The sequence below is a fragment of the Pseudomonas sp. o96-267 genome (genome assembly GCF_003935465.1).
GTDB classification, from domain to species: Bacteria; Pseudomonadota; Gammaproteobacteria; order Pseudomonadales; family Pseudomonadaceae; genus Aquipseudomonas; species Aquipseudomonas sediminis.
This window is the reverse complement of the sequence record NZ_RHQP01000005.1, coordinates 51,752-64,188: the sequence shown is the minus strand read 5'-3', so window position 1 is coordinate 64,188 and position 12,437 is coordinate 51,752. Positions and strand designations below refer to the sequence as shown.

11 protein-coding genes are annotated in these 12,437 nt (G+C 61.2%); 2 read left to right on the top strand and 9 right to left on the bottom strand.

Annotation, left to right across the window (positions count from 1 at the left end; all coding sequences use genetic code 11):
* Positions 1-76: 76 nt before the first annotated feature.
* The 6 genes from EGJ86_RS04710 to puuE form a co-directional block, all read right to left on the bottom strand.
* Positions 77-937, bottom strand: coding sequence for an outer membrane protein OmpK (locus tag EGJ86_RS04710; RefSeq protein ID WP_125834242.1), 861 nt, complete (start codon positions 935-937; stop codon positions 77-79).
* Between the two features lie 75 nt (positions 938-1,012).
* Complete coding sequence (locus EGJ86_RS04705) at positions 1,013-2,521, bottom strand: nucleobase:cation symporter-2 family protein (protein ID WP_177432774.1); 1,509 nt, start codon at positions 2,519-2,521, stop codon at positions 1,013-1,015.
* 251 nt (positions 2,522-2,772) lie between these two features.
* Positions 2,773-4,110, bottom strand: a complete 1,338-nt coding sequence (locus EGJ86_RS04700; RefSeq protein WP_125834240.1) for a urate hydroxylase PuuD — start codon at positions 4,108-4,110, stop codon at positions 2,773-2,775.
* A 47-nt stretch (positions 4,111-4,157) separates the two neighbouring features.
* Positions 4,158-4,661, bottom strand: a complete 504-nt coding sequence (locus EGJ86_RS04695) for an ureidoglycolate lyase (protein ID WP_099523083.1) — start codon at positions 4,659-4,661, stop codon at positions 4,158-4,160.
* 41 nt (positions 4,662-4,702) lie between these two features.
* Entirely contained in the window at positions 4,703-5,218 is a 516-nt protein-coding gene (uraD, locus tag EGJ86_RS04690) for a 2-oxo-4-hydroxy-4-carboxy-5-ureidoimidazoline decarboxylase (RefSeq protein ID WP_125834239.1), read from the bottom strand.
* Positions 5,215-6,156, bottom strand: coding sequence for an allantoinase PuuE (puuE, locus tag EGJ86_RS04685; RefSeq protein ID WP_125834238.1), 942 nt, complete (start codon positions 6,154-6,156; stop codon positions 5,215-5,217). The genes uraD and puuE overlap by 4 nt, the downstream gene beginning before the upstream one ends.
* Before the next feature lie 402 nt (positions 6,157-6,558).
* Here puuE and uraH point away from each other — a divergent pair, with 402 nt between their 5' ends.
* Positions 6,559-6,912 (top strand): hydroxyisourate hydrolase, encoded by a 354-nt coding sequence (gene uraH / locus EGJ86_RS04680; RefSeq protein WP_003460854.1) that lies wholly within the window; start codon positions 6,559-6,561, stop codon positions 6,910-6,912.
* A 317-nt stretch (positions 6,913-7,229) separates the two neighbouring features.
* On the opposite strand, the gene EGJ86_RS04675 is transcribed toward uraH, so the two are convergent.
* Positions 7,230-8,570 (bottom strand): NCS2 family permease, encoded by a 1,341-nt coding sequence (locus EGJ86_RS04675; RefSeq protein WP_125834237.1) that lies wholly within the window; start codon positions 8,568-8,570, stop codon positions 7,230-7,232.
* Positions 8,571-9,163: 593 nt separating this feature from the next.
* Between EGJ86_RS04675 and EGJ86_RS04670 the strand changes: the two genes are divergently transcribed.
* Positions 9,164-9,931, top strand: coding sequence for a GntR family transcriptional regulator (locus EGJ86_RS04670; RefSeq protein WP_024307768.1), 768 nt, complete (start codon positions 9,164-9,166; stop codon positions 9,929-9,931).
* Positions 9,932-10,112: 181 nt separating this feature from the next.
* Here the strand turns inward: EGJ86_RS04670 and guaD are convergent, their stop codons facing one another.
* Together guaD and xdhC are read right to left on the bottom strand one after the other, a co-directional pair.
* Positions 10,113-11,417 carry a guanine deaminase gene (gene guaD, locus EGJ86_RS04665; RefSeq protein ID WP_125834236.1) on the bottom strand — a complete coding sequence of 435 codons (1,305 nt, stop codon included), beginning with the start codon at positions 11,415-11,417 and terminating at the stop codon, positions 10,113-10,115.
* Positions 11,418-11,528: 111 nt separating this feature from the next.
* Positions 11,529-12,359, bottom strand: a complete 831-nt coding sequence (gene xdhC, locus EGJ86_RS04660) for a xanthine dehydrogenase accessory protein XdhC (RefSeq protein WP_125834235.1) — start codon at positions 12,357-12,359, stop codon at positions 11,529-11,531.
* Positions 12,360-12,437 lie beyond the last annotated feature (78 nt).

Here is a 12,437-nt window from a genome sequence, read left to right as displayed (position 1 = left end):
GAGGGCGCGAACGCCATCCCCCTTTTACCCGGCCGCCGTCCCTACCCGACGTCAGCCAAGTTCGTTGCGGCCGTGATCAGAAGTGATACTTGACCAATGCCTGCACGGCGGTCTGGTCGAAGCGATCATCCGACCCGTCCACCGGCTTCACGCCGTACTTGGCGCGCCACATGTTGATCTCGGTGCCCACGTAAAGCTGACGCTCCTTGCCGAACAGAGTCTTGCCCGCATCCCACTTGACCTGGATCGAAGAGCCCACCGAGGTCTGGGTGCCGGCATCACGCGACGGCGAACGCCAGTCGAGGAAGCCGTCGACGACGAAATCCTGGTCACCCAGGCTGAACGGGTATGCCGCGCTGACGGTCAGCTGGGTCGCGTAGCCGTTGCTATTACTGTCGGCGAAGAAGGTGTGGTTGTTGATCTTCACCTGATACAGGTTGGTCTTGAAGTAGGTGAAGCCGGGCACTTCCCAGTCCAGGCCAATGCCGTAGAGGTAGTTCTCCGGGCCAGGGCCGCCTTCGCCTTTCTCGTAGGTGAAGGCGGCGAACACGTCCTTGATCGGGCCGGCGGCCAGCTTCTGCCCAGTCAGCCAGCTCAGGCTGATGCGCGGGGAGAACTCCATGTAGTAGAAGGAGTTCTTGTCATGCTGACGGAAGGTGCCGTTGTCGAAGCTGCCGCGCGACTGCACGTTGTCGGCGCGGATGTAGTCGAGGAAGTAGAAAACGTCGCCCCAGGCCCAGCCACTGGCGTGCTCGAAGGTGAAGGTGGTCTGGGTGCGCTGTTCTTCGCCGTTGAAGTTCATGCGCTGGAAGTTCTCGCCGTACAGATACGACAGGCTGTTGTCCTGCCAGTTAAGCAGGTCGCCAGCGAGTGCCTGCTGACCGGAGAACAGTCCGGCTGACAGGGCGAGGCAGTGGGGCAGATGCTTGAGTTTCATCGGTTTTCCTTATTGTTGGAGTGCACGCGGGCGTCCCCCGGCGGCGGGCCGCCGGGAGTTGGGTCTAAGCCAGGGTCAGCTCGGTCGGGCGGCCGGGTCGAGGTCGCGGCTGAGGGTCTTGAGGCTGTTGTCGTCGATGGCTGCATCGTACGGGCGGTTCTGCAGCACGGTATGCAGGTGCGCCTCGGGGTCGTATTCGCTTTCATCCTCTTCTTCCAGTTGCGGATCATCCGGTAGGAAGAGATTGAGCAGAATGGCGCTGAAGGCGCCGATGGTGATCGGCGAACCGAAGATATTCTTCAGTACGTCCGGCATGTGCGAAAGCACGTCCGGTACGCCGGCTACACCCAGGCCAAGGCCCAGGGAAATGGCCACGATCAGTACGTTGCGGCGGTGCAGGCCGGCTTCGCTGAGAATCTTGATACCGGCCACCGCGACGGTGCCGAACATGATCAGGGTGGCGCCACCGAGCACCGGCTTGGGCATCAGCTGCAACACCGCGCCTACCACCGGGAACAGGCCCAGCAGCACCAGGATGCTGGCGATGTAGAAACCCACATGACGGCTGGCCACGCCGGTGAGCTGGATTACCCCGTTGTTCTGGCTGAAGGTGGTCATCGGCAGGCTGTTGAACATCGCAGCGACCGCCGAGTTGCAGCCATCGGCCAGCACCCCGGATTTGATCCGGCGCATGTACAGCGGCCCTTTGACCGGCTGTTTGGAGATGATCGAGTTGGCGGTCAGGTCGCCTGCGGTCTCCAGCGGGGTGATCAGGAAGATCACGGCGATCGGCACGAAGGCGATCCAGTCGAAGCCGAAGCCGTACTTGAATGGTTGCGGCACGCTGATCAGCGGTACCTCGGCCATGTTGGCGAAGTCCACCCGGCCGGTGAACCAGGCGACCGCAAAGCCCAGGGTCAGGCCGATGATAACCGCCGACAGGCGCAGCACCTGCGAGGAGGCGCGGTTGAGCAGGACGATGGTGCCCAGCACCAGGCCGCCGAGGGCCAGATGGTGCAGGGCGCCGAGGTCCGGCGCGCCATAGCCGCCGGCCAGATCGGTCATGCCCACCTTGATCAGCGACAACCCCATCAGGCAGATGATGGTGCCGGTCACCACCGGGGTGATCACCTTGCGCAGCTTGTTGATGAATTGACTGAAGGCAATCTCGACGAAGGCGGCGCAGAAGCAGATGCCGAACAGCGTGGCGAGTATCTCCTCCTCGCTGGCGCCGCGGCCCTTGACGATGAAGCCAGCGCTGAGAATCACGCTGAGGAAGCCGAAACTGGTGCCTTGCAGACACAGCAGGCCGGAACCGATTGGGCCGATGCGTTTGGCCTGGACGAAGGTACCGAGGCCGGAGACGAACAGCGCCATGCTGACCAGATAGGGCACGTGGGCACCCAGGCCCAGAGCACTGCCGACGATCAGGGTAGGGGTGATGATGCCAACGAAGCTGGCCAGCACATGCTGCAACGCCGCGAAGATGGCTGGGGCGAAAGCTGGCGTGTCGTCCAGCTGATAGATCAGGTCGCTGTTGCCGTCGGGCGTAGCTTGGGCTTGGGTGTTGCTGTCTGTGGTCATGTCATAGCCTGCCAGTTGTTCTTATATGGTCATGGGCTTACACGAGGCTTCACGGCACCTCTGCTCCGATCAATCGAAAAATTGTCCGACTGGTCAGGATGTCGTCGACTATAGCAACTTGTGGACACTGTTAAAAACAATTTATTTTTAGATTGTGCACAAAAAATGAACCGCCGGTCAGCTCGCGCTGCCGGCGGTTCATGGATGTAAAAAGATGCCGCGCCGAGTCACGGGCGCGACATGTGTGGCAATCAGTTGATCTGAGCGCCTTTGCTGATCCAGCTGCCGATCAGGTCTCGTTCGTCCTGGGTCATCTGAGTGATGTTGCCCAGCGGCATGATCTGCGTGGCCACGGTCTGCGCGTGGATCTTCGCTGCCTGAGCCTTCATCTGCTCCGGCGTATCGAGCATCAGGCCGGCCGGCGCGGCGCTGAACATCGGGCTGCTCGGGCTCGCCGAGTGGCACACGGTGCAGCGCTCGTGGATCACGCTTTCAACCTGGGCGAAATCGGTGCTGGCGGCAGGTGTCGCACTGTCAGCGGCAGTGGACGGTTCCTCGCTTGCATCGGCTTTGGCTTGGGTTTCCTCGGCAGCAGGCTCGTTGGTGGTGACGGGGTTGCCAGGGCGACCGGTAGCTGGAACGGGAGCGTACTTGATTGCCGGCGCTTGAGCCGTTGCCGGTGCGCTGACAGCCTTCGTTTGCGGGCCGGTGACATAAGCCAGGCAGATCATGCCCAGCGCTGCGGCCGGCAGCGTCCAGACGTACTTGCTGCTGTCGTGGCGGGTGTTGAAGTAGTGCCGCACCAGCACGGCCAGAATCGCGATACCTGCCAGGATCAGCCAGTTGTATTGGCTGCCGTAGGTGCTCGGGAAGTGGTTGCTGATCATGATGAACAGCACTGGCAGGGTGAAGTAGTTGTTGTGGCGCGAGCGCAGCAGGCCTTTGGCCGGCAGGGTCGGGTCCGGCGTGGTGTTTTCCTCGATGGCCTTAACCAGTGCGCGCTGGGCCGGCATGATGGTGAAGAACACGTTGCCGACCATGATGGTGCCAATGATGGCGCCGACATGGATGTACGCGGCGCGACCACTGAAAATCTGGCTGAAGCCGTAGGCGGCAGCGATGATCAGAACGAACAGCACGGCGCCGAGCAGGGCCGGGCGTTTGCCCAGCGGCGAATCGCACAGGAAGTGGTAGATCACATAGCTCAGTGCCATGGAGCCGAGGCCGATGGCGATGGCCGCTGCTGGCGCCAGGTCGATGCCTGGCTTGACCAGATATAGGCTCGGGTTGAGGTAATAAACCACCAGCAGCAGGGCGACGCCCGACAGCCAGGTGGCGTAGGCTTCCCATTTGAACCAGTGCAGGTTCTCCGGCATTTTCGGCGGAGCCAGCTTGTACTTTTCCAGGTGGTAGATACCGCCGCCGTGAATCGCCCAGAGGTCGCCCGACAGGCCCTCGCGGGGATTGCTACGGTTGAGGTTGTTCTCCAGCCAGACGAAATAGAACGATGCGCCGATCCAGGCGATACCGGTGATCATATGGATCCAGCGGATGCCCAGGTTTAGCCATTCGGTGAAATGTGCTTCCACGATCTGTACCTCTTTCCCAGGGTAGGCACGCCAGCCCCAGGCTTCTCTTATTGGTGGGGGTTGAGGAGGAGAAGCTCGTCCTCATTGAAGAAATGCTCATCGCAGTTGTTGCCGGAACCACTGCGATCAACCACCAGGAAGTCATCCCGCTTTTCGATCGTCAGCACCGGGTGGTGCCAGACGCCGCGATGGTAATTGATGCCCTGCCTGCCATTACTGAGGAAGGCACGGACGGACCCTGATACAGGTACATCGCCAACTGGCGCGACCACGATCAGAAAGGGATTGCCGAGCAGCGGAATGAAAGCCTGGCTGCCCAGCGGATGGCGTTCCAGCATGCGGATGGTCAACGGCATCTCGAGCGACTCAGCGCTGAAGATGCTGATGATGGCCTGATCCTCCGGCTGTGCGGTCTGCACCGTGGCCAGCTTGTGATAGCGGCGGGTGGAACCGTTGTTGATCATGAAGAAATCGCTGCCTTCGGTTTCGATCACGTCACCGAAAGGGGCGAAGGCTTCTTTGCTCAGGGGCTCGATGGTCAGGCTACGCATAGCTGTTCTACTTGTTCTGTTCGGGTGGGGGACTGCAGCGCTTACAGCTGCTGCAGGCGGAACATGGCGATCTTGTTGATCTCGGTCAGGGCGGTGGCGAATTCCTGCTCCGGCGTGTTGTGAATGCGCTCTTCGAAGGCGGCCAGGATCTGGTGACGGTTGCTGCCCTTGACGGCCTTGATGAAGGGGAAGCCGAACTTGGCCTTGTAGGCGTCGTTGAGTTCGGTGAAACGGGCGAACTCCTCGGCGGTGCATTCGTGGATGCCTGCACCGGATTGCTCGGCGGTGCTGGAGGCGGTCAGCTCGCCACGCACTGCAGCCTTGCCGGCCAGGTCCGGGTGCGCGTTGATCAGTGCCAGCTGCGCTTCATGGCTGGCGGACAGGAGGATATCGGCCATGCGCTGTTGCAGGCTGTCGATGTCGTCCACGCTTTCGTCCAGGCCGAGGTCATAGGCTTTCTCGGCGACCCAGGGCGAGTGCTCGTAGATGTCGGCGAAGGCGGCAACGAAGGCCTCGCGGCTGAGCTGGGAAGGGGTCAGGGTCTGGAAACGGCTCATGGGCGGTTCTCTTGTTCGGTCGCGCGGAAGGGGTGGGTGGCATGCCAGTGCCTGGCGATGTCGACACGGCGGGCGCACCAGACCTTGTCATGGCTCTTCACGTAGTCGATGAAGCGCGCCAGCGAAGCCAGGCGCGCCGGGCGGCCGAGCAGGCGGCAGTGCATGCCGATCGACAGCATCTTCGGTGCGCCGGCCTCACCCTCGGCGTAGAGCACGTCGAAGGCATCCTTGAGGTATTCGAAGAAATCGTCGCCCTTGTTGAAGCCCTGTACCTGGGTGAAGCGCATGTCGTTGGTGTCCAGGGTGTAGGGGATCACCAGGTGCGGCTTCTCTGCGGTGCTGGCCGGGTCCCAGTAGGGCAGGTCGTCGTCGTAGGTGTCGGAATCGTAGAGGAAACCGCCTTCCTCGCGCACGAGGCGCCGGGTGTTCGGGCCCAGACGACCGGTGTACCAGCCCAGCGGACGTTCGCCGCTCAGCTCGGTGAGGATGCGAATGGCCTCGAGCATGTGCTCGCGCTCGGTGGCTTCTTCCATGTTCTGGTAGTCGATCCAGCGATAGCCGTGGCTGCAGATCTCATGCCCGGCAGCGACCATTTCGCGAATCACGTCCGGGTGACGCTGGGCGGCCATGGCCACGGCGAAGATGGTCAGTGGAATGTCGTGTTGCTTGAACAGGTTGAGCAGGCGCCAGACACCGGTGCGGCTGCCGTACTCGTAGAGCGACTCCATGCACAGGTTGCGCTGACCCTGCAGCGGCTGAGCGGCGACCATCTCGGAGAGGAAGGCTTCGGACTCCTTGTCCCCGTGAAGAATGTTGCGTTCACCGCCTTCTTCGTAGTTGAGCACGAAGGACAGGGCGATGCGGGCATCGCCCGGCCAGTGCGGGTGGGGAGGGTTTGCGCCGTAGCCGATCAAATCGCGTGGGTAATCAGCGTTCACTGCAGTCTTCCTATCTGTAACGTTGCGGTCACTGCGTGCCGGGTAATCGACGGCTACGCGACCGGGATGAGCAATTGTATACAAAGTTAGTCGCCGTTTGTAAATCGACTTTTCATCATTTTATTCAGTGTGCGCCTCGCCTGGAAAATTGCCGAACTGGTCAGCAATTCATGCGGCCGATGGCGTAGTTGCTGGTGTGCGCCGATGTGGGCGATGAGCCTGTTTGGTGCACCGACAGCGCCTGCATTGGAATTATTGTGTACAATTTGTGCGTAAAGTGTTTTATATTAGATCTGCATGCTATCCTGCGATTGCGTCGGAGCATTGCGACGAGCCGATTTCAACAGAGTAGAGGAGGTGTGGTGTTCGTAGGGCGCCAGGCGCCGCGGGCATCCGAGACCCATGGGACGTTTGACTACACATGTACTGGATGCCGCACACGGCTGCCCAGGGAGTGACATCAAGGTCGAGCTGTATCGCGTCGAAGGCGCGCAGCTGGAGCTGATCAACAGCGTTACCACCAACCACGACGGCCGTTGCGATGCGCCGGTTTTGCAGGGTGATGACTACCGCACGGGCGTCTACCAGCTGCACTTCCACGCCGGCGACTACTACCGCGCCCGTGGCGTGAAACTGCCTGATACGGCCTTCCTCGACGTGGTCGTCCTGCGTTTCGGCATCGATGCCGGCCAGGAGCACTACCACGTGCCGCTGCTGATTTCCCCTTACAGCTACTCCACCTATCGCGGTAGCTGAGTGACTGGCAGGCCAGGCGCCTGCCAGACGAATGCTTGTCACCCTCAGACTCGTTTGAGTCCTTACGCCCGCTCACACTGCGGGCTTTTTTTCGCCTGTATTTCGGGGTGCTGTTGCTGGGTGAGCCATCACACGGCCCATCGGTGGGGCGCCTATTACGAACAGCGTGATGGGCGGCGCACCCTGCCGAGCGTCTTCGTTGCGTAGTCCGGGAACGGGCTGGCGACGTGCTTGCGGCTCGCGTGCCTGCCGTTACCGAGACAAACGAAAACCCCGGCACCAAGGCCGGGGGTTCGTTCAGCGCCTGGTGTTAGTCGTCAGAGGAAGGCGAACTTGGCGATGAAAATGATGCACAGGGCGTACAGGCTCAGCGATACCTTGTCGCTCTGACCGGTCAGCAGCTTCAGCGTGGCGTAGGTCAGAAAGCCCAGAGCGATGCCGTTGGCGATGGAGAAGGTCAACGGCATCATCACCACGGTGACGATGGCCGGGATGGTGTCGGTATGGTCCTTCCAGTCGATGTGCGCCATGCCGCTCATCATCAGCATCGCCACGTAGATCAGTGCGCCAGCGGTGGCGTAGGCGGGGATCATGCCGGCCAGTGGGGCGAAGAACATCGCGGCGAGGAACAGGAAGCCGACGGTGATGGCCGTCAGGCCGGTGCGGCCACCGGCGGCAACGCCTGCAGCGCTTTCCACATAGCTGGTCACCGGCGGGCAACCAACCACGGCACCGACGACGCTGGAGGTGGAGTCGGCTTTCAGCGCCTTGGACAGGTTCTGGATTTTGCCGTCTTCATCCACCAGGTTGGCGCGGTGTGCCACACCCATCAGCGTGCCGGCGGTGTCGAACATGTTCACGAAGAGGAAGGCCAGGATCACACTGATCATCGCCACGTTGAACGCGCCGGCAATGTCCATGGCCAGGAAGGTCGGCGCCAGGCGCGGCGGCATCGACACCAGGCCGCCGTACTCCACTAGGCCTAGAGCCCAGCCGATGGCGGTTACGCCGAGCATACTGAAGAGAATGGCGCCGAACACATTGCGGTGGCTGAGCACGGCGATCAGCAGGAAGCATACGGCGGCGAGCAGCGCCGACGGGTTGCCGAACGAGCCCATGGTCAGCAGGGTGGCTGGGCTGTCGACGACGATCCCGGCAGTCTTCAGACCGATCAGGCCGAGGAACAGGCCGACCCCGGCACCCATGGCGAAGCGCAGACTCATCGGAATGCTGTTGAGCAGCCACTCGCGGATCTTCGACAGGCTCATGATCATGAACAGCACGCCGGAGATGAATACGGCGCCCAGTGCGATCTCCCAGCTGTAACCCATCTCGCCGACGACGGTGTAGGTGAAGAAGGCATTCAGGCCCATACCCGGCGCCAGGCCGACCGGCCAGTTGGCGTACAGGCCCATGAGGAAGCAGCCCAGCGCCGCACCGATGCAGGTGGCGACGAAGGCCGCGCCATGATCGATGCCGGCGGTAGCCATGATGTTGGGGTTGACGAAGATGATGTAGGCCATGGTGACGAAGGTCGTCAGGCCGGCCAGCAGCTCGGTCTTGATGGTGGTGCGGTGCTCGGTCAGTTTGAAGAAGCGGTCGAGCAGACCACCGCTTGCCAGTTGATTCGCGTGTTGTTCTTGTTTGACGCTTTCCACAGCGGGTACTCCTCATCTCTCTTGTTGTGTACCGCCCAGAGCGTTGCGCATGAACAATGCTCTCTGAGGCAGGCGGTGTTTTCGACGGTGCTTCCTGGCTAAGTTGTTGACCGAGCGGTCAAGAAGTCACTCAGGCGCGATTATGCTGTTGTATACAAAAAATGCAATTAATGTTTTTAGTGTTGCATTAATCGCACCAGTCGATCGCGCGGATCGAGAAACGAACGGATTTGGCGACAATCCTTTCGGATAATTAAATAAAATTCATATAAAACAATAAGATATGTTTATTGGGTGATCGGTGGCTGTAACCGATCAAGCGTCGGTGCGTCGACCTGAGCGGGTCCTTAGCCACTAATGAACTGAGAGGGCAGCTGTATATAAGGAAAGAATTTGTTGTTCTGGGTTGAGCCATGGCTGAGGTTCGGACGATGCTCAGCTACGACGTCGTACAACGAGTGGTGTGATGGCTGATTGACTTGTGTACAATTGCCCCAATTTTTTTCTGATGTTTTTTCGCTCGGAGCTTGTCAGCTACCGGGTAGAACACAGTAGAGTCGCAGTGTCGCCGACTCTCATTGACGCGAGCCAGAATGAACGATCAATTGCAGCCTCTCAAGAAGCAGCCGCGCGTGGGCAAAAGCAGCCGCAGCGGGACTCAGGACGATGTCGTATATGCCCACATCTTCGATGCCATTCTCGAACAGCGTCTGGCGCCTGGCACCAAGCTGAGCGAAGAGGCGTTGGGTGAGATCTTCGGCGTCAGTCGCACCATTATTCGTCGCGCCCTGTCACGTTTGGCCCACGAGGGTGTGGTACTGCTGCGCCCGAACCGCGGTGCGGTAGTGGCCAGCCCGAGCGTCGAAGAGGCGCGGCAGATCTTCTATGCGCGCCGTCTGGTCGAGCGTGCCATCACCGAGCTGGCCGTCGAGCACGCCACCGCTGAGCAGCTCGCTGAGCTACGGCAGATGGTCAAGGACGAGCAGGACAGCTTCTCGCGCGGTGACCGGGGCGCAGGTATTCGTCTGTCCGGCGAATTCCACCTGAAGCTGGCCGAGGCCGCGCGTAATGCGCCGCTGGTGAGTTTCCAGCGCAGCCTGGTTTCGCAGACCTCGCTGATCATCGCCCAGTACGAAAGCGGCAGCCGTTCGCATTGCTCCTACGACGAACACAATCAGCTGATCGACGCTATCGAAGCGCGCGATGCCGAGCGTGCGGTGCACCTGATGATGCATCACATGGATCACATCGACAGCAAGCTGAACCTGGACGAGGAAAGTGCCTCGGACGACCTGCACGCGGTGTTCTCGCACCTGCTGCAAACCAAGAAGAAGCCCGGCCGCAGCGCTGCCAATCGCTGATCGACTGCGTGTGACAAGAAAGCCCCGGTGCTCGCGCATCGGGGCTTTTTCGTTGTGGAGATGATCTGGCTGAGGTGAAGCGCATTTGTGTAGGAGCGAATTCATTCGCGATGCTGTAGGGCATTGCCTACAGCCTGATCGCGGATAAATCCGCTCCTACGAGGTGCGTAGATCGTCGTCTTCAATCGCGCTGGTGCACCGATACACCGGCGGCGAAGGTCTCTTTCACGGTGCGGTCATCGCCGAGCATGGTCAGGGCGAACAGGCGCTCCTCCAGGCTCTTGGCCTGCTGCATGCGGTAGCTGATCAGCGGCGTGGCGTTGTAGTCCAGCACCAGGAAGTCGGCGTCCTTGCCGGGCAGGAAGTTGCCCAGCTTGTCGTCAAGATACAGTGCGTTGGCGCCGCCCAAGGTGGCCAGGTACAGCGACTTGAACGGATCGAGCTTCTTGCCCTGTAGCTGCATGATCTTGTACGCCTCGTTCAGCGATTGCAGCTGGCTGAAGCTGGTGCCGCCGCCGACGTCGGTGCCGAGACCGACGCGCACGCCATGTTCTTCCAGCTTGTTCAGGTCGAACAGGCCGCTGCCCAGGAACAGGTTGGAGGTCGGGCAGAAGGCGACAGCCGAGCCGGTCTCGGCCAGGCGCTTGCACTCGTCGTCGCACAGGTGCACGCCATGGGCGAACACTGCGCGCGGGCCGATCAGCTTGTGGTGGTCGTAGACGTCCAGGTAGCCCTTGCGCGCAGGGAACAGTTCCTTGACCCAGGCCACCTCAGCCTTGTTTTCGGAAATGTGGGTGTGCATGTACAGGTCCGGGTACTCGCCGAACAGCTTACCGGCCAGATCCAACTGCTCCGGTGTACTGGTGGGGGCGAAGCGCGGGGTGACGGCGTAGTGCAGGCGGCCTTTGCCGTGCCAGCGTTCGATCAGCGCCTTGCTCTCGGCGTAGCCGCTTTCGGGGGTGTCGGTCAGGTAGTCCGGGGCGTTGCGATCCATCAGCACCTTGCCGGCGATCATGCGCAGGTTGAGCTTGTCCGCCTGCTCGAAGAAGGCATCCACCGATTGCGGGTGCACGCTGCCGAATACCAGGGCGGTGGTGGTGCCGTTGCGCAACAGTTCCTTGAGGAAGATCGCCGCCACGTCGCTGGCATGCGCCTTGTCTTCGAACTGTTTCTCGGTGGGGAAGGTGTAGGTGTTGAGCCAGTCCAGCAACTGCTCGCCGTAGGAGGCGATCATGCCGGTCTGCGGGTAGTGGATATGGGTGTCGATGAAACCTGGGGTGATCAGCGCATCGCGGTAGTGCTGGACCTCGACGCCGGCCAGCTTGGGTAGCAGCTCGGCAGCTGCACCAACCTGGGCGACCTTGCCGTTCTCGATCAGCAGAATGCCGTCTTCGAAGTACTGGTAGGACTGCTCGACACCGACGACAGCCGGGTCGGCGAGGCTGTGCAGGATGGCGGCGCGGTAGGCTTTGCGGGTGTTACTCATTATTCGAAATCTCATCAGTAGGATGCGCCGTGCGCACCATTTAAGGGGAGCTGGTGCCCACGGCGCACCCTACGACTTGCTCTGCGTAGGGGGAGCTGTGCGCACCAAGAGTCAGGACCGGCGTGAGGCCGGAAGCAGCTTGGCGACGCTGGATTCGCCTTTCTTCACGTCCTGGCCGAAGCTTGCGTTGTAGGTGGCGATCACCTCGCCGGCGATGGATACGGCGATTTCCACCGGCAGTTTGCCTTTCACTTCGGCCAGGCCCATGGGGCAGCGCATGCGTGCCATCAACGTTTCCTCGAAGCCGCGTTCGCGCAGGCGATGCTCGAACTTGACGCGCTTGGTTTTCGAGCCGATCAGGCCGTAGTAGGCGAAGTCGCCGCGTTTGAGGATCGCCGCGGTCAGCTCCAGATCGAGCTGATGGTTGTGGGTCATGACGATGTAGTAGCTACCAGGCGGCATGCTCTCCACCTCGTCGACCACCTCGTCGTTGACGATCTTCTGCGCACCAGCGGGGATGTGTTCGGGGAATTCGTTCTCCCGTGAGTCGATCCAGCGCACCTTGCAGGGCAGGCTGGCCAGCAGCGGTACCAGCGCGCGGCCGACGTGACCGGCGCCGAACACGGCGATCTGCGCCTGTGGCTGGCCCATGGGTTCGAACAGCAGCACGGTGGCGCCGCCGCAGCATTGGCCAAGGCTGGCGCCAAGAGAGAAACGCTCCAGGCGGGTGTCCTGGCTGCGGCTGGCGAGCATCTCGCGCGCCATCTCCATGGCCTTGTATTCCAGATGACCGCCGCCGATGGTCTCGAAGATACGTTCGGCGGTGACCACCATCTTCGAGCCGGCATTACGTGGCGTCGAGCCACGTTCCTCGATGATGGTCACCAGCACGCAGGCTTCACCTTGTTGTTGCAGGTCGGCGAGGGCGCTGATCCAGCTCATTTGCTCAGCCTCCAGGAAGGCGTGGTTTGTCCCGGGCGCGGCAGGCGCCAGTTGCTCGGCGAAGGGGCCAGAATCGGC

Bases quoted from the DNA above. Each gene is read 5' to 3' on its own strand.
- EGJ86_RS04710 (WP_125834242.1), bottom strand. From the start codon at position 937: ATGAAACTCAAGCATCTGCCCCACTGCCTCGCCCTGTCAGCCGGACTG.
- EGJ86_RS04705 (WP_177432774.1), bottom strand. From the start codon at position 2,521: ATGACCACAGACAGCAACACCCAAGCCCAAGCTACGCCCGACGGCAAC.
- EGJ86_RS04695 (WP_099523083.1), bottom strand. From the start codon at position 4,661: ATGCGTAGCCTGACCATCGAGCCCCTGAGCAAAGAAGCCTTCGCCCCT.
- uraD (WP_125834239.1), bottom strand. From the start codon at position 5,218: ATGAGCCGTTTCCAGACCCTGACCCCTTCCCAGCTCAGCCGCGAGGCC.
- uraH (WP_003460854.1), top strand. From the start codon at position 6,559: ATGGGACGTTTGACTACACATGTACTGGATGCCGCACACGGCTGCCCA.
- EGJ86_RS04670 (WP_024307768.1), top strand. From the start codon at position 9,164: ATGAACGATCAATTGCAGCCTCTCAAGAAGCAGCCGCGCGTGGGCAAA.
- guaD (WP_125834236.1), bottom strand. From the start codon at position 11,417: ATGAGTAACACCCGCAAAGCCTACCGCGCCGCCATCCTGCACAGCCTC.
- xdhC (WP_125834235.1), bottom strand. From the start codon at position 12,359: ATGAGCTGGATCAGCGCCCTCGCCGACCTGCAACAACAAGGTGAAGCC.